Source organism: Streptomyces sp. NBC_00683, from assembly GCF_036226745.1.
Classification (GTDB): Bacteria; Actinomycetota; Actinomycetes; order Streptomycetales; family Streptomycetaceae; genus Streptomyces.
Genome location: NZ_CP109013.1, coordinates 45,171 through 66,488 on the forward strand (window position 1 = coordinate 45,171; position 21,318 = coordinate 66,488).

Below are 21,318 nucleotides of genomic sequence, written 5' to 3' on the forward strand. Positions count from 1 at the left end.
GGCTCACGCCTCCTGCCGCGCGTCGATCCCGGCGACGAGGCCCTCGATGAGGGCCTTGATCTCGTCGCGGATCGGGCGGACGGCCTCGACGCCCTGGCCGGCCGGGTCCTCCAGGGCCCAGTCGAGGTACTTCTTGCCGGGGAAGACCGGGCAGGCGTCGCCGCATCCCATGGTGATGACGTAGTCGGACGCCTGGACCGCCTCGGTGGTGAGGACCTGCGGCTTCTGGGCGGAGATGTCGATGCCGACCTCGGCCATCGCCTCGACGGCTGCCGGGTTGACCCGGTCGCCCGGGACCGAGCCGGCGGAACGGACCTCGATGCGGTCGCCGGCCAGGTGGCTCAGGAATCCGGCGGCCATCTGGGAGCGGCCGGCGTTGTGGACGCAGACGAAGAGCACGGAGGCGAGCGGTGCGGTGGTCATCGGGTCTTCCTTGCTACCAAGAGGTCAGCCCTGGCTGGTATCAGCTCTGGGTGATGTGAGAGTATCAGCACATGATGACGTCAGTCGATAGTGACCTGATCCGGGTTCTGGGTGATCCCCTGCGCCTCCAGATCGTGGCCCTGCTCGCCCGCGAGACGCTCTGTACCTCCCACCTCGTGGAGGAGACCGGCGCGAAGCAGACCAACCTCTCCAACCACCTGAGAGTGCTGCGCGAGGCGGGAGTCGTGGAGACCGAGCCCTGCGGCCGGTTCACCTACTACCGGCTCAAGCCGGACGTCATCGAGCAGCTCGCCGGGCAGTTCGCCGCACTCGCGCAGACCGCGCGCTTGACCGCCGAGGCGAACTTCAAGCGCTCTTGCCCCTGACCCCTCCCCCTTTTCTTGCTTCGCCTGTCCGAGGAGATCCAACCCGTGACCGCCACCGAGCCCGCTGCGAGCGACGCCATAGCCACCGACACGTCGCCGCAGCCCGGGCCCGGCGCGACCCCGCCCCGCACCCCGCTCGTCGCACGTGCGGCCGCCGAACTCGTCGGCACCGCTGCCCTCGTGGCGATCGTCGTCGGCTCCGGCATCCAGGTCACGCAGCTCACCGACGACGTGGCGCTGCAGCTCCTCGCCAACTCCACCGCCACCGTCTTCGGCCTCGGCGTCCTCATCGCGCTCCTCGGCCCGGTCTCCGGCGCCCACTTCAACCCGGCCGTCACCCTGGCCGAGTGGTGGACCGCCCGCCGCGGGGGTGGTGGCGTGAACGCCCGCGAGCTCGCGGTGTACGTCCCCGCCCAGATCGTCGGCGCGGTTCTCGGCGCGATCCTGGCTGACGCCATGTTCGGCGAGCCGCTGGTGAAGTGGTCCACGCACGACCGCTCGGCGGAAAACCTCCTCCTCGGCGAGGTCGTGGCGACCGCCGGCCTCATCCTGCTGATCCTCGGCCTGGCCCGTACCGACCGCCTGCGTTTCGCGCCCGTCGCCGTCGCCTCGTACATCGGCGCCGCCTACTGGTTCACCTCGTCGACCTCGTTCGCGAACCCGGCGGTGACCATCGGCCGGGCGTTCACCGACACCTTCGCCGGCATCGCCCCGGCCTCCGTCCCGGCGTTCATCGGCATGCAGCTGATCGGCACGGCCGTGGGCCTGGCGCTGGTCGCGGTCATCTTCATGCGCGGCAGGACGACCGGCGAATGACGCGGGTCGTGGACGTGGTGGTGATCGGCGGCGGCCAGGCGGGGCTCGCCGCCGGCTACCACCTGCGCCGCCTCGGCGGTCTCGACTTCGCCGTCCTGGACGCCCAGCGTGCACCGGGCGGGGCCTGGCAGCACACCTGGGACTCCCTGCGCCTCTTCTCGCCGGCCGCGTACTCCTCCCTGCCCGGCCGCCTCATGCCGCCGCAGCAGGGGGAGACGTACCCGGACGCCGCCCACGTCGTCAAGTACCTCACCGACTACGAGCAGCGCTACGGACTTCCCGTCCACCGCCCCGTCCGGGCCCGGGCGGTCCACCGCGACGGCGGGCACCTCCGCGTCGAGACCGACTCCGGCACCTGGCACGCCCGCGCCGTCGTCAGCGCCACCGGAACGTGGTCACGACCGTTCCTTCCCGCCGTCCCCGGCCGGGACGTGTTCCAGGGGCGGCAGCTGCACACCGTCGACTACGGCGGTCCCGGCGAGTTCGCCGGAATGCGGGTCATCGTCGCCGGAGGCGGCAACTCCGGAGCACAGATCGCCGCCGACCTCGCGTACGGCGCCGACCTCACCTGGGTCACCCAGCGCCCCGCGCGGTTCCTCGCCGACGACATCGACGGCCGCGCCCTCTTCGACCACGCCACCGCCCGCCGCCGGGCCCTCGACGAAGGCCGCACCGATGTCGGCGGAGTGGCCTCGCTCGGCGACATCGTCGCCGTGCCGCCGGTGCGTGCGGCCCGTGACGCCGGACTCCTCAAGGCGCGGCCGGTGTTCACGCGCCTGACCGCGACCGGCGCCGAGTGGCCCGACGGTACGCGGACCGAGGCCGACGCGATCATCTGGTGCACGGGTTTCCGTCCCGCTCTCGCCCACCTCGCCCCGCTCGGGCTCCGCGGCCCTCGCGGACACATCCCCACCCGGGGTACACAGGCTGTCGGCGAGCCCCGTCTTCATCTGCTCGGTTACGGCGACTGGACCGGCCCAGCCTCGGCCACCCTGATCGGCGTCGGCCGCCCCGCCCGCGAAGCCGCCCGGGCTGTCGCGGCCCTACCGCGATGATGCCGTCCGGGTGAACGAACGGTGAACGCCTGCCGGATATCGATCCTCGGATTCGCCGTGCGATCTTGTCAGCTCGTATGGTGTCCGGATGGCAACTCCGTTGGCGGGCGTACCGATTGAGGACGTGAACGAGGAGCGCTGTGTTCCGTGCTCCCCAGGGCTGCTGATCGACCGCGACGAAGTCGAGCTGGTGACCGCCCAGTTGAAGGCGATGGCCGACCAGACCCGTCTGCAGATCGTCCACCTCATCGACCAGGCGCCGGCCGGAGAGCTCTGCGTCTGTGACCTGACAGAGTCGCTCGACCTTGCCCAGCCCACGGTGAGCCGTCACCTGAAGATCCTCACCACAGCAGGGCTGCTGCGCCGCGAACAGCGAGGAACCTGGGCCTGGTTCTCGATCCGCTGGGATGCTCTTCAAGGGCTCAGAAAGCATGCCTTCCCCAGAGGTATCGACTGCTCACCGTTCTGACCGCTCCGGTTCAACGCGCCGCCGCAGCGTCCATCTCCACGATGAGGTTCTCGACGAGGCCCCTGATGGCGTCGCGGATGGGGCGCACCGCCTCCACCCCTTGCCCGGCCGGGTCGTCGAGCTTCCAGTCGAGGTAGCGCTTACCGGGGAAAACCGCGCAGGTGTCCCCACAGCCCATCGTGACGCACACGTCCGACTCGCCGACGGCTTCTGTGGTGAGGATCTTGGGGACCTCCGCGGACATGTCGATCCCGACTTCGCGCATCGCTTCGACCGCAGCCGAGTTCACCGCCGAAGCCGGGGCGGAGCCCGCCGAACGGACCTCGATCCGGTCGCCGGCCAAGTGGCGAAGCCACGCGGCGGCCATCTGGGACCGGCCGGCGTTGTGAATGCAGACGAACAGGACAGAGGGCATCCGGGACACCTACGTCTCCTCAAATGGGTTGCGATACAAGGGCGTTCATAAATCTGGTGGTTGACACCGGTTGTGCTCGGTGTGTCACGATCAGGCCATGCTGACGTCGGTGAACGCGGAACTGCTCAGGGCCCTGGCGGACCCTCTGCGGCTTCGCATCGTGTGCCTGCTTGCCCGTGAGTCGCTGTGTACGACTCATCTCGTCGAGGAGACGGGCGCGCGACAGACGAACCTGTCGAACCATCTCCGGGTTCTCCGGGAAGCGGGTGTCGTGGAGACCGAGCCCTGCGGGCGTTTCACCTATTACCGGCTGCGCCCCGAGGTGCTGGCCGATCTGTCCACGTTCTTCGGTGATCTGGCCGACGGGACGCACGAAGCCCCTCCGGCCCGGCGGCCTTGCGGTTAAAAGTCCGGCCGCTTCTCCTTCGGAGCGCCCGCGCCGTCTCGACGTCCGCTCGCCCGTGACCCCGCGGGCTGTGGATCGCGATCCGTGCGCGAACGCTACTCCCTTCCCGCCTCTCTGGCGACCCCGGCGCAGGTGACTTGACCGCGCCGGCGACCGCGTTGGGCGGGGTGAACCCGGAGCCATCCGCCACGCCTGAATCATCGACGGTCACCGATCGATTTTCGCCGCGTTTCGCGCGGCCCAAACGTCACCTTGCAGTCCTGGCGACGGAGTCCGCAGGAGTTGCAAGTGCGTGGGTGCCCTTGGTCCTTACTGGTCTCATCTGCATGAACGCCCACACTGGGTAACCTGACCGGCTTTCGCAAGTACCCACAGAGGTGGGTGAATCGGGGCAGGGGCGCCGTGCGGCGGTGACGTCCGGCAAGGGGTGATCCTTCAGCCATTCATCGATCTATTGACATACATCGCTCAATGCTGGCAGGGTTCCGGCCGTCGGCCGACAGTGCCGTCGCCGACCTGGGCGCTGCCCCGCTCCGTCGGCCGGCCTCGGCCCCGACCACACGTCGACGCAAAGGTTCCCCACCATGGCCGCCACGCCCCAACCGCACTCGTCTACCACCGAGGCACCGGTCCTGCTCCTCATGGGCAGCGGTGACCGCCGCTACAGGGAGTACATCGTGGCGGCCGTCTCGCGCCACTTCCGCCTGTGGCTCCTCGACGCCCACGAGCCGAGCTGGCAACTGCCGTACGTGGAGGGGGCCTCACTCCTCGACACGAAGAACCTCGACGAACTCCTTGCCGAGGCGAAGAAGGTCATGCAACAGCTTCCCGTCGCAGGGGTCTTCACCTACGACGAGTCCCTCGTGCACGCCGCCGCGCGCCTCGCCGAAGCGCTCGGTATGCCCGGAAGCGCACCCGACGCGGTGCTTGCCTGCCGCGACAAGGCGACCACCCGGGCACGGCTGACGGCAGCCGGCGTGCCGCAGCCGGCCTGCACCCCGGTCTCCACGGCGGCCGAGGCGCGCCGTGCGGCCGACGCGACCGGCTACCCCGTGGTGGTCAAGGCCCGTGGACTCGCCGGCAGCCTCGGTGTCGTCCGGGCCGACCATGGCGACGCTGTCGAAGCGGCCTTCGAGGCGGCCAGCTCCGCCAACTGGCCCGGAGTACCCCGCTACGAGGCCGACGTCCTGGTCGAGGAGTACCTCACCGGTTCCGAGATCAGCATCGACGCGGTCGTCGTCGACGGCGTGTGCACCCCGATGATCGTGGCGCGCAAGCAGGTCGGCATGGACCCGTACTTCGAAGAGACCGGCCACACCGTCGACGCCGCCGACCTCCTCCTCCAGGACTCCGAACTCCTGGACCAGCTGCACCGCGTCCACAAGGCGCTCGGCTTCGAACACGGCTCCACGCACACCGAGTTCAAACTCACCCCCAAGGGTCCCCGCCTCGTCGAGATCAACGCGCGCCTCGGCGGTGACTTCATCCCTCTCATCGGGATGCTCGCCACCGGGACCGACCCGGCGGTCGCGGCCGCCCACGTCGCGGCCGGGCTCACCCCCGAGACCGCACCGAAGGCGCAGAGGACCGCAGCCATCAGGTTCCTCTACCCGGAGGCCGACTGCGAGGCGGTCGAAGTGACCGTCCGCAACGACCTCTTCGGGCCCACGGTGCACAGCGCGGTCGCGACGGCAGGCCACGGCACCCGGCTGGCCCTCCCGCCCCGGGCGTACATGAACCGGTACGGCTACGTCATCGCCGTCGGCGAGGACCACGAGCAGGTGACCGCCGACGTGGACGCCGCGCCCGCCCTGGTCGAACTGCGGTCGCGCCCCCTGTCCGACTGACCGGTTCCACCTTTCAGGCCCCAAAGGAGCCGCCGCCCGTGAGCAAGCCCTCCGACCAGCCGTCACTGCGCTGGGACAACAACGCGATCGTCACCCTCGACCAGCGCGCGCTGCCCCACGAGAGGCGGCTCCTGCGCCTGGACACCGTGGACGACGTCATCACCGCCATCACAACACTCGCGGTACGGGGCGCCCCCTCCATCGGTCTCGCGGGCGCCCTGGGCGTCGCGCTCTCGGCGTACGCCCACTGCCCACCGGGCATCACCGGCGACGGGCAGGAGGCCGTGCGCGCCGACGCACAGCGGCTCGCCGCCGCCCGCCCGACGGCCGTCAACCTGGCCTGGGCCGTCGACCGGGCTCTCGCAAAGCTCGCCGACGGCCCGGACGCGGTCCTGGCCGAAGCCACCGCCATGATCGACGAGGACCGGGCCGTCAACCGGCAGATGGTCGTTCACGCGGTCCAGGCCGTACTGGACCGTTGCCCGCAGGAGTCCCTGAGGCTCCTGACCCACTGCAACACCGGCCGGCTCGCGACCGCCGCCGTGGGCACCGCGCTCGGTACGATCCTCGCCCTCGCCGACGCCGGAAGGGTCACCGAGGTCCTCGTCGACGAGACCCGACCGCTCCTGCAAGGCGCCCGGCTGACGGCCTGGGAACTGGCAGAAGCCGGTGTGCCGCACCGCGTGTGCGTCGACAGTGCGGCCGCCGCGGCCATGAGCCAGGGGCTCGTCGACTGCGTCCTCGTCGGAGCCGACCGCATCACCGCGCGCGGGGATGTGGCCAACAAGATCGGTACCTACGCACTGGCGATCGCCGCCGCCCACCACGGCATCCCGTTCATCGTCGTCGCCCCCGAATCCTCCTGGGACAGGTCCCTCGCCGACGGCCGGGACGTCGTCATCGAGGAACGCGCCGCCGACGAGGTGACCTCCTACGGCGGGATCCGCACCACCCCGCCCGGTACACGCGCGTACAACCCCGCCTTCGACGTCACCCCCGCCTCCCTGATCACCGTCATCGTCTCCGAGTACGGTGTCCACCACGCATCCGAGGTGAGCGCATGAGTTACGCGCGGTCCACCGCAGCCGGCAAGCAGACCGCCCAGCAGCTGGCCGACGTCTCCCGCACCCTGTACGAGCGCGGCTGGATGCCGGGCACGGCCGGCAACATCTCCATTCGGCTGCCCGACGATCCCGGCCGGGCACTGATCACGGCGAGCGGGCGGGACAAGGGCGAGCTGACCGCCCGGGACGTGGTGGAGGTCGACGCCCGCACCGGCGAGGCATCCCATCCCGGCCAGGCCCGCCCCTCGGCGGAGACCTCCATCCACGCGGCGGTCTACCGCGCCACCGGCGCCCGCGCCGTCATCCACGTCCACTCCCCGTACGCCACCGTCGTCGCCCACCGCGCCGCTGCCGTGGACGCTGTCTCCTCGGTACGAGTGGATCGCTTCGAGCTGCTCAAGGGCCTGGGACTGAAGGACCCGGCCTTCACGGACCTGCCGGTGTTCCCCAACTGGCCCCAGGTCGACCGGATCGCCGACGACGTAGCCGCCCACCTCACGGCGGACCGGGAAGGCCCGCCCGGGCTCCTCCTGGCCGATCACGGCATCACCGCCTGGGGCGACTCGCTGGGCCAGGCGAAGAACCGGCTCGAATGCCTCGAGTCGCTCTGCCAACTGCTCGTGCTCTCCCACGCCGAGCTGCATGTCTCCCGTGCCGCGCAGGCACCCGACCACAGGACCGCGCCATGACACTGCTGCAGATCATGCCGGACGACGCACCGGACACCGTGCTGCTCCGCACCCGCGACGAGGAAGCCATCGCGCAGGCCCTGCGCGAACGGTCGGTCTCCTTCACCCGCTGGCCGCTACGCGCAGAGGTGACGCCGCGGACATCGTCCGAGGAACTGCTCGACGCCTACCGGGCCGAGGTCGACGAGCTGTGCGCCGACCAAGGGCTGCGCCTCGTCGATGTCGCCCGGCTGCACCCCGAGGAGGGAGCGGAGTGGCAGGAGCGCGCGGCCAAGGCACGGTCGACCTTCCTCGACGAGCACCGGCATGCCGAGGACGAAGTCCGGTTCTTCGCCCAGGGCACCGGCTGCTTCTACCTGCACCTGGACGACCGCGTGTACGCCGTGGTGTGCGAGGCCGGTGACCTGCTGTCGGTTCCGGCCGGTACCCGGCACTGGTTCGACATGGGACCCGTACCGGACTTCTGCGCCATCCGGTTCTTCGAGAAGGAGGACGGCTGGGTGGGCGACTTCACTCAGGAGTCCATCGCCGAAGGCTTCCCCCGCCTCGACGCGCTCCTGCGGGAAGGCTGATGCCGGGCAGCCGACAGGCCCAAGCCCCCGAGAACGGGCTGCGGGCCGTCGTCCTCGACATCGAGGGAACCACCGGCTCCCTCAGCCACGTACGTGACGTCCTCTTCCCCTACGCGCGTGAGCGGTTCGCTCCCTGGCTCGCGGCTCACCGCGACACCGCGCCCTGGAAGCAGATCCTCGACGCGGTCACCACCCACACCGGGACGGCCCACGACGAGGCAAGTGCTCTGGCACTCCTGGAACAGTGGGCCGACGCCGATGTGAAGGCGGCGCCGCTGAAGACGCTGCAAGGACTGATCTGGTCCGGCGGCTACGCGGCGGGCGAGTTGTACGGTCACGTGTACCCGGACGTGCCGCCCGCACTGGAGCACTGGAAGACGCAGGGCACAGGCCGCTTCATCTACTCGTCCGGCTCCGTGGCCGCCCAGCAGGACTGGTTCGGCCACACCGCCCACGGGGACCTGCGCCCGCTGCTCGACGGCTACTTCGATCTGACGACGGCCGGCCCCAAGGCGGACGCCGACTCCTACCGTGCGATCGCGGCGGACCTGGGGCACGCACCCGCCGACCTGCTGTTCGTCAGCGACGTCGGTGCCGAGCTCGACGCCGCGGCCGAAGCCGGCTGGCAGACGGTGGTCGTACGCCGCCCCGGCGACGAACGCGCGACCGTGCCAGGTCATGAGGCCGTCGCCTCCCTTGCCCCACTCGTTTCCCGACCCGGCCCGGGCAGACCGACGGTGCCGGTCGACACGCACCCGCAGGAGGACCCAAGCGATGAGTGATCCGTCCGACACGGTGCCGAAGGCCGACATCGCGGTCATCGGCGGCAGCGGCTTCTACGAACTCCTGGAGTCGGTACGGCGCGTCGAGGTCACCACCCCGTACGGCGCGCCCTCCGACGCGGTATCCGTGGGAACCGTCGGCGGCCGCGACGTGGCCTTCCTGCCACGGCACGGTGGCCGCCACGAGCTTCCCCCGCACCGCATCAACTACCGCGCCAACATGTGGGCGCTGCGCTCACTGGGGGTACGGCAGATCCTCGCCCCCTGCGCCGTCGGTTCGCTGCGCCGCTCCCTCGGCCCCGGCAGCGTGGTCCTTCCCGACCAGCTCGTCGACCGGACCACGGGCCGTGCCCAGACGTACTACGACCACGGCGCCACCCACGTCTCCTTCGCCGACCCGTACTGCGCCGCGGGGCGATCGGCCGTGCTCAAGGCCGCGGGCGAGGCCGGAGCCGACGTTCACGACGGCGGCGTGATGGTGGTCGTCGAGGGGCCCCGCTTCTCCACCCGGGCGGAGTCCCAGTGGTACGCGTCGGCCGGCTGGTCGCTGATCAACATGACCGGACACCCGGAAGCCGTCCTCGCGCGCGAACTCGCCCTCTGCTACACCTCCATCGCCCTCGTCACCGACTACGACGCCGGCGTGGAGCGAGGGGAGGGCGTCTCCCAGGACGAGGTCTTCCGGGTCTTCGGCGCGAACGTGGAGCGCCTGAAGGACCTGGTCCTGCAGACGGTCGCCGTCCTGGACCGCGAGAGGCGTTGCGGTTGTGCAGCGGCGCTCAACGGCATGGATCTGCCCTTCGAGCTTCCCTGACACCCCGGCCGGTACGGGCACGGTCCGCACCGACCACGAACCTGCGGCCCGATGCCGGTCACCACGGTGACCGGCATCGTCATTCCACGACCGGGCTGCGGCGCTCCACCAGCAGGACGTCGCGCCAGACGCCGTGGTGGCGAGCCACGCGTTCCCGTCGGCCGAGGACACGGAACCCGGTGGACTCGTGCAGGGCGAGGCTCGCACTGTTCTCGGGAAAGATGCCCGCCTGGATCGTCCAGATCCCCGCCTTCTCGGTGGAGACGATCAACGCCTCCAGGAGCGTGCGCCCCACGCCGGTTCCGCGCGCCGTGGGACTGACGTACACGGAGTGCTCGACGACCCCCGCGTACGCGGGCCGGGTCGAGACACGCGACACCGCAGTCCAGCCGGCCACCCGCCCCCGCTGACCCAGCGCCACGAGCCGGTGCGCCGCGAGCTTGGAGGTGTCGAACGCGCTCCACGGCGGCGCGGCGGTCTCGAACGTGGCGTTGCCCTCGTCGATGCCCTGCTGGTAGATCGCCATGACCGCCGACGCGTGGTCGTCGGTCATCGGAGCCAGGGTGACTCCCGGGCGCGGGGGTGTGGTCATGCGTGCTCCTTGCCTCGGTGCGCTCCCGCAGACGGGGGACGCACGGTGTTCGTCAGCGGGTACGGCGACGCTCCTGCGGCGTCGGGGGCCGCCGCAGGAGCGTGGGTGGGGGTGAGGAGGAGTACTGCGGGGTCAGAGCAGGGGCAGCGCGACGAGGCCGATACCCACGCTGCCGAGGAGGCCCACGCCGAGGTAGAAGGCGAAGACCTTCGTCTTGACGACGCTCTTGACGGCCACCATCGCCGGGATCGTCGTGATGGCACCGCCGAGGAGGAAGGTGACGCCCGCGGCGGCGACCATGCCCTGGTCCATGAGGCCCTCGACGACCGGGATGGCACCGACGCCGTTGAGGTACAGCGGGACGCTTATGAGTCCGGCGACCAGAACGGAGAGGACGCCGTCCGTGCCGAGGATGCCCGAGACGACGTCGGTGGGTACGTAACGGACGATCAGGGCCTCGAGGACGATGGCCAGGAGCAGCCACTTGCCCAGGATCAGCGAGTCGCTGACGATCTCCTTCAGGATCTCGCCGGCCCGGAGGTTCTTGATGTCGCGCCGCACGAGTACGCGCCATGGGGTGCCGTCGTCGTCAGCGTCGTTCCGCGCGGCGGTGGAGCAGCCACCGGCCTCAGGAGCGGGCTCGGCTTCTTGGGCGGCACCGCCGCACCCGCCGGCAGCACTGCCACCGCTGCCACTTCCGCCTCCGACGGCCACGGTCTCGGGCACGGTCGCCTTCGCCGCCGAGCACGCGGTCTCCGGAACGGTCACCGCCTCCTGCGAGCAGCTCTTCGCCGGCGCCTTCTTCTCCGTGGAGGCGATCAGCGGGTCCGCGAACCGTCCGCGCCGTTCGAGCGCGAGAACGATGAGGCCCGCGCCGAAGCTCAGCACCAGGGCGCCGATGAGACGGGCGGTGGCGACGGGGAATCCGAGCTGGGCGGCGGAGAGCGCGTAGATCTCCGGGTCCATGGAGGGGGAGGCGATCCAGAACGCCATCACGGCCGAGAGCGGGACGCCGGCTATCAGGAAGCGGCGGATCAGGGGGATCACGGTGAAGGAGCAGAAGGGGCTGAACGCTCCGATGGCCGTGACGATGGCGATGCCGAGGACGCCCTTGCGCCCGTGGGCGAAGCTGCGGCGAGCGACCACGTCGATCGACAGACGCTGTACGGCGATTCCCAGGACGATGGCGACCAGGAACCACGGGAGATAGTGCAGCACCTCGAGCAGGATGAACAGGCCAAGGGCCCGCAATTCGTCCACGGGTGAACCTCTCTGAGACGGTGACACATGAGGGGAGCGGCGCCGTGAAGGTACGTACGGGGGACGTGGCGAGCCGCGCGGGGAGGCTCGATCAGCATCCCTTTTATCGAATATCGATGATAGACGATTAAAGAGAGGCCCGGCAATGGGGATCCGATGTCCCTCGTTGCGCCGAAGGGGCCCGTCTCGCACTTTCGGTGGCGGCAGCCAGAGAGTGGAGCCTGTTCCCAGGTCGCACCGATGCGACCGCCTTCCATGTGGTGTCTACACAGTCGCTCGTGTCAGCGGTTTCGGGCACGCATGAGGCGCCGACGGGCCTCCGTGGGCCCTCCGCGGGTCTCCTCTGCGCGGAACGAACCTTGCCGTCGCGGGTGGTCATCGAATAACATCGATGGATCATGAGCGGTACGATGAATGCCCAGCTGATCGACCGAAGCACGGCCGAGTCCTACGCAACCTGGTTCAAGGCCCTCTCCGATCCCACCCGCGTGCAGATCCTCAATCTCCTCGCGCTGGCGACCGGGCCGATGAGTGTCGGAGAGATCGTGGACCGGATGGGTGTCGGACAGTCGACGGTGTCCCACCACCTGAAGCTGCTCGCGGACGTGCGGTTCGTCCTGCGCGAGCGCCAGGGGACCTCCATGCTCTACTCCATCAACGTCGCCTGCGTGGCTTGCTTCCCCAGTGCTGCCGACGCCGTCATGGGCCGCCCCGCGGCCTCGGCGTGAGGACCGGCCCCTTGGTCAAGTCGACCCCGCCCATATCCGGTGCGACCGCTACTGCCTGCTGCCCACCCATAGTGACCGCCGCGCTCTCCGAAGGGGACGCCGAGATCATGGCGGCGATGTTCAAGGCGCTGGCCGACCCCGTCCGGCTCCGCCTCCTGTCCAGAGTGGCCTCACACCCCAACGGTGAGGCATGCGTCTGCGACATAGCCGACGTGGGCGTCTCCCAGCCCACGGTCAGCCACCACCTGAAGAAGCTCCGGGAAGCGGGCCTGCTCACCTCCGAGCGGCGCGGCACCTGGGTGTACTACCGCCCCGCGCCCGGCGTCCTGGCCTCGCTGGGCGCGTTCCTCGCCGACACCGAGAAGGCCGACAAGGAAGAGATCTCCCTGGCGGCCCAGGTCTCCTGACGTTCGGCGCCGCCACCCCTGAACCCGGGGCGGCGCCGTTTCTGCCGTGGCGTGTCTGCCTGCACGCATCCGTGCGTCCGTGCTCGACTGCGTCAGGCGATGTGCGTGCTGCGACGCTCCACACTGAATGGTCCAGATCCCCGCCGCCTCAGTGGAGTCAATGAGCGCCTTCAACAGCACCGAGGCGACGCCACGTCCTCGTGCGTCAGGGTGCACGTACACGGAGTGCTCGACGACTCCGGCGTACGCGCACCGGTCGGAGACCTTCGCGGCCGCCACCCACCCGAGCACCCGGTCGGCCTCGTCGAGCGCGGCGAATCGGTGCTCGAGCAACCTGGCCGCGTCAAACTGCTCCCAGGTCGGGGCGACGGTCTCGAAGGTGGCGTTGCCCTCATCAATGCCGGCCTGATATATCGCGACGACCTCGTCGGCGTGCCGCGTCCGGATCAGCTGGGGACGCCGACACGGAGGGGGCGAGGAAGTCGCTGACGGGGCCGTGCGCGACTTTGTGTCGTCGCTGCTGCCACAGCCGGTCAGCGCCAGCGCAAGCCCCACAGCACTGCACAGCGCCACCATGTCCCGTCGACGTCGTGTCTGTCGAGGCGTCACCATCAGGTCCCCCAAGGGTCCACAAACAGAATCCGATCACGTAACCGCCTGCGTATGAGCGGTTACCTGAATTCGGCCAGGCAACGAGCAAACACAGACACGAAGTGGGCACGGCGGTGCAATTCCGCCCGGTCAGCCCGGCCTCGAATCCGCCGTTGCGGGCGAGCCCGACGTCGGCCGCCTGGGCGGCGCGGGGCAACGGCGGCCTGGTCCTTCTTCTCCGGGATAACGGCCTTGATGCCGCGCCTGCGCAGGTAAGCGCGGTTGGCGCGGGAGGAGTACGCCTTGTCGCTTCCAGGGCCTCGCCCCGGACGACCCCACCGGCAGCTGGATCCCCGGCCTCCTCCTCCGCGACGTCCGGAGTACCCGGTTCCGCTGGTAGCGTCTGACGGCGGCGGCCCCGGCCCGCCGCCGGTGGGTCATGACATCCGGCAGGTAATTCCGTTGTACGGGGCCGACATTGTGCGAGATCATGCGCGTTTGTGATCTCGCGAGCAGATGAACCCATCCACGACGCGGCCCCGCCCGCGCCCGCTGTGGCCGTCACCCCCTCCACCCCGGTGCACCGGGACGGCAACGTCCTTCGCTGGCTGATCGCCTACACCTTCTCCGTGGTCGGCGACGCCGCCTACTTCGTGGCGCTCGGCTGGGCCGCGCAGAAGGTGGCCGGACCGGCCCAGGTCGGCCTGGTGATGGCGGTCGGCGCGATACCCCGGGCGATCCTCATGCTCGGCGGCGGTGTGATCGCCGACCGGTTCGGCCCGCGCAGGGTGGTCATCTCCTCCGACGCGGTCCGCGCTGTGGTGATCCTCGCGGCCGCCGCAGCGCTAGCGTTCAGCACCCCCGGCCTCTGGTTGCTCGTCGCGCTCGCCCTCGTCTTCGGCGTCGTGGACGCCCTGTTCATGCCGGCGGTCGGAGCCATGCCGCCCCGGCTCACCGGCCGCGACCAGCTGATGCGGGTGCAGAGCCTGCGCAATCTGGTGCAGCGGTCCGGCCACATCGCCGGTCCGCCGCTCGCCGGGTTCTCGATGGGGCTCGGCGGCCCCGCCGCCGCGTTCGCCGTGACCGGCGTCCTCTTCGCCCTCTCGCTGTTTCTCCTGGTCGCGGTCCGGCTCGCCCCGCTGCCGCTCGAGGAACAGCCCGCCGCAGACTCCACCGCCCGCCGCGACCTGGTCGAAGGCATCGTCTACCTGCGCCACGAGCCCGTCGTCGGCCCGCTCGTCCTCTCCGGACTGCTCTCCATGATCGGCTGCATCCCGCCGATGGCGATCGGCGTCATCATGCTCGCCGAGGAACGCGGCTGGGGCCCCTCCGGCGGTGCCTGGGTGAACGCCGCCCTCAGCACCGGCGTCTGCACGACCTCGCTCCTGCTCATCGTGCGCGGCCGCTTCCCCCGGGCCGGTCACTGGCACAACATCGCCCTGCTCGTCGCCTCCGCCGGCATCGGCCTGATCGGCGTCATGCCGAACCTCGCCCTCGCGGTCGCCGTGGCGCTCGTCTCCGGCCTGGTCTCCGGCCTCTGCGGCGGTCTGGCCCTGGCCCTGATGCAGGCCAACACCGCCCTCGCCTTCCAGGGCCGGGTCGCCTCCGTCCAAGCGCTCAGCGCGGTCGGCATCACCCCGGTGATGTTCCCGCTCTTCGGCCTCCTGGTGGAAGGGTGGGGCGCCGGCCCCACCTTCCTCCTCTTCGGCTGCATCAGCATGCTCGGCGCCACGGTCTCCACCGCCTCCCACGCCGTCCGCCATGCCGACCTGGACTTCACGAAGACCGCGGACTGACTCAGGCCCCGGCCGGGGCCGCTAACTGATCGGTCAGTCACGCGGTGACCGCCCGCAAGATGTGACCGCGGCAGAACACGTATCCGTCGTGGTCAGCGGATGCGGCGGGCAAGTGTCAAAGCCCGCCCGCCCAATGCAGTGCCGGTCAGCCCCAGCAGCAAGGCCACGTAGGCCCCGAGCGACCCGTTGCCGGTGCCCAGACCAGCGTCAGCGGTGGCCGCGACCAGAGCGCCGAGGGCCATGGCCAACAGCCCCGCGACCACAGCCGCCGTGGCCCCGAGCGACCCGTTGGCGGTGCCGAGACGACCGGTGGGTCGGGTCAGCGCGAGCACGGCGATGACCACGGCGACCAGCCCCAGCAGCCCGCCGGTGGTGGCGCCGAGCCGTCCGAGGCTGAAGTCGGTGACGCTAGCAGCGACGGGCTGAACCGAGGCGCGCGCTGCCGCGGGTGTGGCAGGACCGAGCCCGGCGAGCAGGGCGGTCGCGCAGGCGGCGAACAGGCGACGAGCGGACATCAGAGTGCTTCTTCTCTTCCCACGACTGGATGTGGTTCGAGCATGGCGGCCGGGCCCATGGCAGGTCGTCCAGCAAGCGCAGACACTTTGCGCTACCGCGGACGCGGCAGGTGCCGCCGGGCTACTGCGCGCGTGGTAGTCGCCCGCTCGTCCGCAGGCGGGATTCGGTCGCGACGGTCTCGGGCTACGGTGCGCGCTACTACGGCACCCCTGTTCAGGCTGCGGAGCGGCTCCGGTAGAGCTCGTGACCGTTCCGGCAGGATGGAGCGAGTGGTGCGGGTGACTGCTCAGCGCCTCGGCGACGCTGGCCCCGGACGCCAGGCCGGGGGTGGGATGGAATCGCGGGCTTGGGCGAGCATCGGCTCGACCGGCGGGCGCAAGACCACAGGTCAGGCGTCCGGGTGTGCCTGGGTCCGGCATCGCCGCGACGTGCAGGCGGTGGCGTTTGTGACCGGTTGCGATCCGGACCGTGCTTTCGGCCGCCCGATCTCTCGGCGCTCCCCCGGACATCGTCGCAGTGGCACCGGGTAGGCGAACGGTACACAGTGCGAAGGAGAGGGAATCATGTCCGGATTGGTCATGCGCATCAAGCAGTTCACCCGCAGCCCGCAGGGACGACGGGCCACCATGTCGGCCCGACGAGTCGCCGCCGACCCGCGCAAGCGCTCCCAAGCCCGCGGCCTCCTAGGTCGGCTGCGCGGGCGCCGGTGAGGGGGTGACTGGGAGGGCAGGCCGATGGCCAAGGGAGGACTGACACGCTGGGAACGAGCCCTGGAGCGCTGGGAAGGTGCTCTGGTCTCCCGGGCTCGCCGCCATGAACCCGTCGAACTGCTCGAAGCGTTGCGACGTGAGTGCGATTCCCGGGCCATCGTGTGCAGCGAGAGCAGAGTAGTCGCGCCGAACGCCTACGACGTGGAACTGGACGCCCGGGTGCACGAGGAGTTGGTGCGGCGGAGCAGTGGCAACGTGGGAGAGGCTCTCACCGATGACCTGGCTCGCCATGGCGAGCGCATGGGTTACGAGTGGGTGGGGCCGCTCACCCTGCGCGTCAGCACCGCCGATCGCCCGTCGGGCGACCCCTACCGGGTGAGCAGCAGCCCTATGCCCCACTTACGCGCGGACGCCTTTCCGGACGACTGATAGTGCGGTGGGCGGTCTACTTCGGTTCGGTAACGCGCGCCGGCCGCCTCCTCGGCGCCGGTGGCACCTTGGCGGTGGCTGCTCCGCCTGCGCGGTGCGTGACGGGCGTAGCGTCGACACGACGATGGGCTTTACGCCCTTGGAGGGTCTGGTGATGAGTCGCCGCAGCGGCAGCGTCGCCCCTGGTGCCCTGACCTGGCTGCTGACGCGGAAGAATGTGTCCGCGGACGAGATCGAGGATGCTCCGAACCACAGGTCCGGTCTGCTCGCCCTCTCCGGCACTTCGGACGATACGCGCGACCTGGTCCGCAGCCGGGCGGCAGGCGACGAGCGTGCCGCACTCGCTCTTGACGTGTTCACCCATCAGTGCCGTCGCGGCATCGCCGGGATGGCCGCATCCTTGAGCCGTCTGGACGCTCTCGTTTTCACCGGCGAGATCGGCGAGGACCAGCCTGAGGTGCGTGAGGAGGTGTGCGCCGGACTGTCTCTGTTCGGCCTCACGGGCGGACTGCGACCGCTGGTCGCCGAACGTCCCGAAATCATCAGTGAGCCCGGCGCGCGAGTTCCCGTCGTGGTCGTTCCCACTGGTGAGGCTCAGCAGATCAACGTTGAGACCCGGGCTCTCGTGGCTCACCGCTGAGGTGGGCCGACGCCGCCGCCACGTGCCCCCTGACGCTTGCGAGGGATGTCCGACGCCTTGATGAAGCTTGGGGATCAGGCATGACGAGAGGGCGAGTGCCCGCGGCCCGGCCCGTGGTCCGCGCCGGCCGCGGGCCCTCAGCGCAACGTCAGCAAGCCGTTCTGTTCGACCACGTCCAGGGAGAGCGTGCGGTAGCCGGCCGTCTCGAACAGCACGGTCAGCCGACGGCCGTCCTGGCTCATCACCGAGCCGTCCCCCCACTGACCGTGCCGGACCCGGGCGCCGAGCCGGAAGGGGTGCGGGGCGTCGTCGGCGCGGCTCACCTCCTGCGGGGCCACCGGTCCGCCGGTGCCGGCCAGCACCCTCGCGGCCGCCTTCGGGCCGTCCGGGGAGAGTGCGGCGGCGTCGCAGCGGTCGCAGGATCCGCAGGACCCCCCGGCTTCCGGTTCCTGCCCGAAGTAGCCGAGCAGGAACCGCCGCCGGCAGCCCGTGTTCTCCGCGTAGCCCCGCATCATGTCGACCCGCGATCGCTCCAGCTGCTGGTGTGCGTCGCCGAGTTCGACGGCCTTGCGGGCGGCCTCCGCCGGATCGGCGGCGCCGGTGGTCTCCAGGTCTCCCGATTCGGTGGTGCGTACCGCTTCGACCTGTTCCAGTAGATTGACGACGGCCGTCAGCCGACTGGCCGTCAGGCCCGTCTCGCTGCGCAGGTCGCTCGGCCGGACCGGGCCGACGTGTTCCTCCAGTGCGCCGGCTACCTGGGAGACGGTGTCCGGGTCGGGGCGTCCGGCGGCGAAGAACCGCTGCATGCCGAGGTCCTGCGACCGGTAGGCGAGGATCGCCCGGGCCGGCTTCCCGTCCCGTCCGGCGCGGCCTATCTCCTGGTAGTAGGCGTCCAGGGAGCCGGGCACCGAGGCGTGCAGCACGAACCGGACGTCCGGCTTGTCGATGCCCATCCCGAAGGCGGAGGTGGCCACCACCACGTCCAGCTCCCCCGCGAGAAAACGGTCGTGCACCGCGCCGCGTTCCTTGGCGGGCAGGCCGGCGTGGTACGCCGCCACGCCCAGCCCCAGGTCGCCCAGCTCGCGGGCGTACTCCTCGGACTCCTTGCGGGTCGCCGCGTAGACCAGCCCGGGCTTGGGTTCGGCGGCGGCGCGTTCGACCACCGCCCGGCGCTTGTCGGCGGCGCTCCGGAAGGGGATGACCTCCAGGTGGATGTTGGGCCGGTCGAAGCCGGTGACCACCTCCCGCACGTCGCGCATGCCGAGCCGCTGGACGATGTCCGCCCGCACCGGGGCGGCGGCGCTCGCCGTGAGGGCGAGCACCGGCGGGCGGCCGATCCGGTCGATCACCTGGCCCAGCCGCAGGTACTCGGGCCGGAAGTCGTGCCCCCAGGTCGACACGCACTGTGCCTCGTCCACGACGAACAGCGCGGGCCGTGCCGCCGCGAGCTGCTCGACCACCTCGTCCTTGGCCAGCTGCTCCGGGGCGAGGAAGACGAAGTCGACGTCTCCTTCGCTGATCCGGTCCCACACCGCGTCGTTCTCGCCGCGGCTCTGGGTGGAGTTCACGGCCGCGGCGTCCGCACCGGCCCGTCTCAACAGGCCGCTCACCTGGTCCCGTTGCAGGGCGATCAGAGGGGAGACGACGACGGTGGGGCCGGACAGAAGTACCCCGGGCACCTGGTAGACGGCGGACTTCCCTGCGCCGGTCGGCATCACCACGAGAGTGTCGCGCTGTTCCATGACCGACTTCATCGCCCGCAACTGCTCCGGGCGCAGCCGCTCCCATCCGAACACCTTGCGCGCACTGCGCTGCAGTCGCCGGGACAACGCGCTGAAGGTGAACATGGTGCTCCTCGGGGGCTGTGGGATCGGGCCGGGCGGCAAAAGCGCCGTCCGGGTGACCTCCGACTACCCCGCGTCCGCCACCTCACGGCACCGAATGCGGCCGATCCCGTCGGCCGCCCGCGCGACAGCTCGCCCGCCCCGGACTGTGCGCGCGAGCGGTACGCCGCGCCGACGGGATGCGCACGTCGCTCAGCGCATGTCGCAGCGCCGTCGCGGACCGGGATCGCGGCACCCTCACCTCCCGACCACTCCGCTCCTTGCAACTGTTTTCGCAATCCTTCAGGTTCCGTATAACTGATTTCGTTGATGGCTGGCACCCAGCTACCGATATCGGTAGCTTGAGGGCGCATCGACCTCGGTGGAGCGCGCGCCTGTGCCGGCCGCGACAGCCGTCCGGTTCGTCATGAAGTCCAGCAACGGACAACGCCCTCGCGAAAGAGCTGACGTGAACCACAGCCAACTGCCCGCCACGCTGCCGGAAACAGACCGCACCCGTCACCGCCGGCTACGGGAACAGGGCAGCCTGGACCGCGGCGAACTCGACGCGATCCTGGACGCAGGCTTCCTGTGCCACTTCGGTGTGGTCATCGAAGGGACCCCCTGGTCGTCCCCACCGTCTACGGAAGCGACGGGGAGAACCTCTACTTCCACGGCTCCGTGGCCAGCCGGAGCCTGACCGCCTCGCCGGGGGCGACGGTATGCGTCACCGTGACGCACGTGGACGGCCTCGTCCTTGCGCGGTCGGTGTTCGAGCACGGCGTCAACTACCGCAGCGCGATGATCTACGGCGTCCCACGCCTGCTCACGGATGCGCAGGAGAAGCTGGAGGGGCTGCGCTGCCTGACCGAGCAGGCCGCACCGGGACAGTGGGACCACGCACGGCGGCCGAACCTCAGGGAGCTGGCGGCGACCTCCCTGCTGGCCATTTCGCTTCGAGAGGCGTCGGTCAAGATACGCACGGGCGCCCCGGAGGACGGCGACGGACCCGACGCCGCCCTCGGGATCTGGGCGGGCGTCCTGCCCCTGGTCTCCACCTGGGGCGCCCCGGAAGCCGACCCCCTGCTCCCTGACGACATCGAACCGCCCCGGCACATCGCCGCCCGCAGCGGAACCCGGGCGGGTTGAGCCGCCGCCCGGACGCGGTCGCAGCCGCTCTCGCCCCGGGACACGGGCCCGGCATGATCCAAACGAGAAGCCTAGGTGAGGAGGGCAGCGAGGCTCCTGCCACCGCGGCAGCGAGGGTGATGGCCGCTGCGAAGGCGGTGGCGGCTCGGGTGATGGCGGCTGGGTAGGTGGCGCCGTTCAGGCGTGCATTTTGCTGCACCGGCGGCGGCCAGCAGCGCGATCACGATTACCAGTGCGGCGGTGAGAATGACGACGGCAACGGTCACGGCAAGCTCCAGGTTGATGGGGTGTCGTGATCGAAGGTCGCGAAGTCGGTGTTCGCCGGGGTTCGCCGGAGGAAGACGAACACCGGCGAACACAGCATTGCGGGGGGCGAAGCAGGTGCAGGAAGAGCGGATCGACAACGGCGACAACCCGGCCCTCGCCGACCTGCGCGCGAAGTTGAGCGCTGGGCCGGCCCGTAACAGGATCAACAAGACGGAACTCCCCCGCCTGGTCGGAGCTGGGGCGCACCACCGTGTCAGGGTTTCAGGCTCCCGGCCCAGTGCCCTCGGAGCAGACCGTCGCGGCGCTGGCCCGCGCTTTGAAGCTGCCTGTCGGGGAGTTGCTGGCGTTGCAGCGGGTCGCGGCTCGAGGCGGGGAGCGGTCGGTGCCGGGCCGTCCGATCGGGGAGTGGGAGCCGCACACCTTGGAAGTTCATCCGGCCGGGCCGGCCGGTGTTGTTCCCGGCAGTGATGCCTCGGGGGCATCGGGGTTGCCGAGTTACGTAGCGCGCGGGCATGACCTGGTGCTGGCCGAGCGGTCCGGGACGTCGCGGCCGGCCGCAGCCGGATGGCGGTCCCGGTCGGCGGTTCGTCGACGGGGAAGACACGGGCGTGCTGGGAAGCTGTGCAGCCGCTCGCGGGCATGGGGTGGAGTTTGTGGCATCCCTTCGACCCG

General features: G+C 70.5%; 23 protein-coding genes and 3 pseudogenes. 18 read left to right on the forward strand and 8 right to left on the reverse strand.

Annotated features, from left to right (window positions below):
• Positions 1 to 3: 3 nt before the first annotated feature.
• A complete protein-coding gene (locus OG257_RS00210; protein ID WP_329203865.1) occupies positions 4 to 423 on the reverse strand; it encodes an arsenate reductase ArsC in 420 nt (139 codons plus the stop codon).
• 71 nt (positions 424 to 494) lie between these two features.
• Between OG257_RS00210 and OG257_RS00215 the strand changes: the two genes are divergently transcribed.
• The 4 genes from OG257_RS00215 (at position 495) to OG257_RS00230 (ending at position 3,149) form a co-directional block, all read left to right on the forward strand.
• Positions 495 to 809: an ArsR/SmtB family transcription factor gene (locus tag OG257_RS00215; RefSeq protein ID WP_329203867.1), complete on the forward strand. Its 315-nt coding sequence runs from the start codon at positions 495 to 497 to the stop codon at positions 807 to 809.
• Positions 810 to 854: 45 nt separating this feature from the next.
• Positions 855 to 1,625: an aquaporin gene (locus OG257_RS00220; protein ID WP_329203870.1), complete on the forward strand. Its 771-nt coding sequence runs from the start codon at positions 855 to 857 to the stop codon at positions 1,623 to 1,625.
• Complete coding sequence (locus OG257_RS00225) at positions 1,622 to 2,680, forward strand: ArsO family NAD(P)H-dependent flavin-containing monooxygenase (RefSeq protein ID WP_329203872.1); 1,059 nt, start codon at positions 1,622 to 1,624, stop codon at positions 2,678 to 2,680. The genes OG257_RS00220 and OG257_RS00225 overlap by 4 nt, the downstream gene beginning before the upstream one ends.
• An 88-nt stretch (positions 2,681 to 2,768) precedes the next feature.
• The gene (locus tag OG257_RS00230) at positions 2,769 to 3,149 is read left to right on the forward strand and encodes an ArsR/SmtB family transcription factor (RefSeq protein WP_329203875.1); all 381 of its coding nucleotides are present in this window, start codon (positions 2,769 to 2,771) and stop codon (positions 3,147 to 3,149) included.
• A 10-nt stretch (positions 3,150 to 3,159) separates the two neighbouring features.
• Here the strand turns inward: OG257_RS00230 and OG257_RS00235 are convergent, their stop codons facing one another.
• Positions 3,160 to 3,573: an arsenate reductase ArsC gene (locus OG257_RS00235; protein WP_329203877.1), complete on the reverse strand. Its 414-nt coding sequence runs from the start codon at positions 3,571 to 3,573 to the stop codon at positions 3,160 to 3,162.
• 88 nt (positions 3,574 to 3,661) lie between these two features.
• Between OG257_RS00235 and OG257_RS00240 the strand changes: the two genes are divergently transcribed.
• From OG257_RS00240 to OG257_RS00270, 7 genes are all read left to right on the forward strand, one after another.
• The gene (locus tag OG257_RS00240; RefSeq protein ID WP_329203879.1) at positions 3,662 to 3,970 is read left to right on the forward strand and encodes an ArsR/SmtB family transcription factor; all 309 of its coding nucleotides are present in this window, start codon (positions 3,662 to 3,664) and stop codon (positions 3,968 to 3,970) included.
• 584 nt (positions 3,971 to 4,554) lie between these two features.
• The gene (locus OG257_RS00245; protein ID WP_329203881.1) at positions 4,555 to 5,817 is read left to right on the forward strand and encodes an ATP-grasp domain-containing protein; all 1,263 of its coding nucleotides are present in this window, start codon (positions 4,555 to 4,557) and stop codon (positions 5,815 to 5,817) included.
• Between the two features lie 38 nt (positions 5,818 to 5,855).
• Positions 5,856 to 6,881, forward strand: coding sequence for an S-methyl-5-thioribose-1-phosphate isomerase (gene mtnA, locus OG257_RS00250; protein WP_329203883.1), 1,026 nt, complete (start codon positions 5,856 to 5,858; stop codon positions 6,879 to 6,881).
• Positions 6,878 to 7,570, forward strand: a complete 693-nt coding sequence (mtnB, locus tag OG257_RS00255) for a methylthioribulose 1-phosphate dehydratase (protein WP_329203885.1) — start codon at positions 6,878 to 6,880, stop codon at positions 7,568 to 7,570. The genes mtnA and mtnB overlap by 4 nt, the downstream gene beginning before the upstream one ends.
• Positions 7,567 to 8,142 carry a 1,2-dihydroxy-3-keto-5-methylthiopentene dioxygenase gene (locus tag OG257_RS00260; RefSeq protein WP_329203887.1) on the forward strand — a complete coding sequence of 192 codons (576 nt, stop codon included), beginning with the start codon at positions 7,567 to 7,569 and terminating at the stop codon, positions 8,140 to 8,142. The genes mtnB and OG257_RS00260 overlap by 4 nt, the downstream gene beginning before the upstream one ends.
• Positions 8,142 to 8,924, forward strand: coding sequence for an acireductone synthase (gene mtnC, locus OG257_RS00265; protein WP_329203889.1), 783 nt, complete (start codon positions 8,142 to 8,144; stop codon positions 8,922 to 8,924). Before OG257_RS00260 ends, mtnC begins: the two co-directional genes overlap by 1 nt.
• Positions 8,917 to 9,738 (forward strand): S-methyl-5'-thioadenosine phosphorylase, encoded by an 822-nt coding sequence (locus OG257_RS00270; RefSeq protein ID WP_329203892.1) that lies wholly within the window; start codon positions 8,917 to 8,919, stop codon positions 9,736 to 9,738. Before mtnC ends, OG257_RS00270 begins: the two co-directional genes overlap by 8 nt.
• A 79-nt stretch (positions 9,739 to 9,817) precedes the next feature.
• Here the strand turns inward: OG257_RS00270 and OG257_RS00275 are convergent, their stop codons facing one another.
• Positions 9,818 to 10,330, reverse strand: coding sequence for a GNAT family N-acetyltransferase (locus OG257_RS00275; protein WP_329203894.1), 513 nt, complete (start codon positions 10,328 to 10,330; stop codon positions 9,818 to 9,820).
• 132 nt (positions 10,331 to 10,462) lie between these two features.
• Positions 10,463 to 11,590 carry a permease gene (locus OG257_RS00280; RefSeq protein ID WP_329203896.1) on the reverse strand — a complete coding sequence of 376 codons (1,128 nt, stop codon included), beginning with the start codon at positions 11,588 to 11,590 and terminating at the stop codon, positions 10,463 to 10,465.
• Positions 11,591 to 11,988: 398 nt separating this feature from the next.
• On the opposite strand from OG257_RS00280, the gene OG257_RS00285 reads away from it, so the two are divergent.
• Entirely contained in the window at positions 11,989 to 12,318 is a 330-nt protein-coding gene (locus OG257_RS00285) for an ArsR/SmtB family transcription factor (protein WP_229902042.1), read from the forward strand.
• 11 nt (positions 12,319 to 12,329) lie between these two features.
• Positions 12,330 to 12,725, forward strand: a complete 396-nt coding sequence (locus OG257_RS00290) for an ArsR/SmtB family transcription factor (RefSeq protein ID WP_443054209.1) — start codon at positions 12,330 to 12,332, stop codon at positions 12,723 to 12,725.
• 51 nt (positions 12,726 to 12,776) lie between these two features.
• Here the strand turns inward: OG257_RS00290 and OG257_RS00295 are convergent.
• Positions 12,777 to 13,172: pseudogene (locus OG257_RS00295) on the reverse strand (GNAT family N-acetyltransferase); the annotation flags it as partial.
• 320 nt (positions 13,173 to 13,492) lie between these two features.
• A pseudogene (locus OG257_RS37175) lies at positions 13,493 to 13,651 on the reverse strand (IS5 family transposase); the annotation flags it as partial.
• A gap of 219 nt (positions 13,652 to 13,870) precedes the next feature.
• On the opposite strand from OG257_RS37175, the gene OG257_RS00305 reads away from it, so the two are divergent.
• Positions 13,871 to 15,112: an MFS transporter gene (locus OG257_RS00305; protein WP_329214838.1), complete on the forward strand. Its 1,242-nt coding sequence runs from the start codon at positions 13,871 to 13,873 to the stop codon at positions 15,110 to 15,112.
• Between the two features lie 92 nt (positions 15,113 to 15,204).
• On the opposite strand, the gene OG257_RS00310 is transcribed toward OG257_RS00305, so the two are convergent.
• Positions 15,205 to 15,627 (reverse strand): DUF6223 family protein, encoded by a 423-nt coding sequence (locus OG257_RS00310; protein WP_329203901.1) that lies wholly within the window; start codon positions 15,625 to 15,627, stop codon positions 15,205 to 15,207.
• A 564-nt stretch (positions 15,628 to 16,191) separates the two neighbouring features.
• On the opposite strand from OG257_RS00310, the gene OG257_RS00315 reads away from it, so the two are divergent.
• The 3 genes from OG257_RS00315 to OG257_RS00325 are packed head-to-tail and all read left to right on the forward strand — an operon-like array spanning position 16,192 to position 17,407.
• Positions 16,192 to 16,338: a hypothetical protein gene (locus OG257_RS00315; protein ID WP_329203903.1), complete on the forward strand. Its 147-nt coding sequence runs from the start codon at positions 16,192 to 16,194 to the stop codon at positions 16,336 to 16,338.
• A 24-nt stretch (positions 16,339 to 16,362) separates the two neighbouring features.
• On the forward strand, positions 16,363 to 16,767 hold the full coding sequence (locus OG257_RS00320; RefSeq protein WP_329203905.1) for an FhaA domain-containing protein: 405 nt from the start codon (positions 16,363 to 16,365) through the stop codon (positions 16,765 to 16,767).
• A 7-nt stretch (positions 16,768 to 16,774) separates the two neighbouring features.
• Positions 16,775 to 17,407, forward strand: a complete 633-nt coding sequence (locus OG257_RS00325; RefSeq protein ID WP_329203907.1) for an acetate kinase — start codon at positions 16,775 to 16,777, stop codon at positions 17,405 to 17,407.
• Positions 17,408 to 17,544: 137 nt separating this feature from the next.
• Here OG257_RS00325 and OG257_RS00330 read toward each other — a convergent pair whose 3' ends face one another.
• The gene (locus OG257_RS00330; RefSeq protein WP_329203909.1) at positions 17,545 to 19,254 is read right to left on the reverse strand and encodes a RecQ family ATP-dependent DNA helicase; all 1,710 of its coding nucleotides are present in this window, start codon (positions 19,252 to 19,254) and stop codon (positions 17,545 to 17,547) included.
• A 445-nt stretch (positions 19,255 to 19,699) separates the two neighbouring features.
• On the opposite strand from OG257_RS00330, the pseudogene OG257_RS00335 reads away from it, so the two are divergent.
• Positions 19,700 to 20,379, forward strand: a pseudogene (locus tag OG257_RS00335) (pyridoxamine 5'-phosphate oxidase family protein).
• Positions 20,380 to 21,318: the final 939 nt, after the last annotated feature.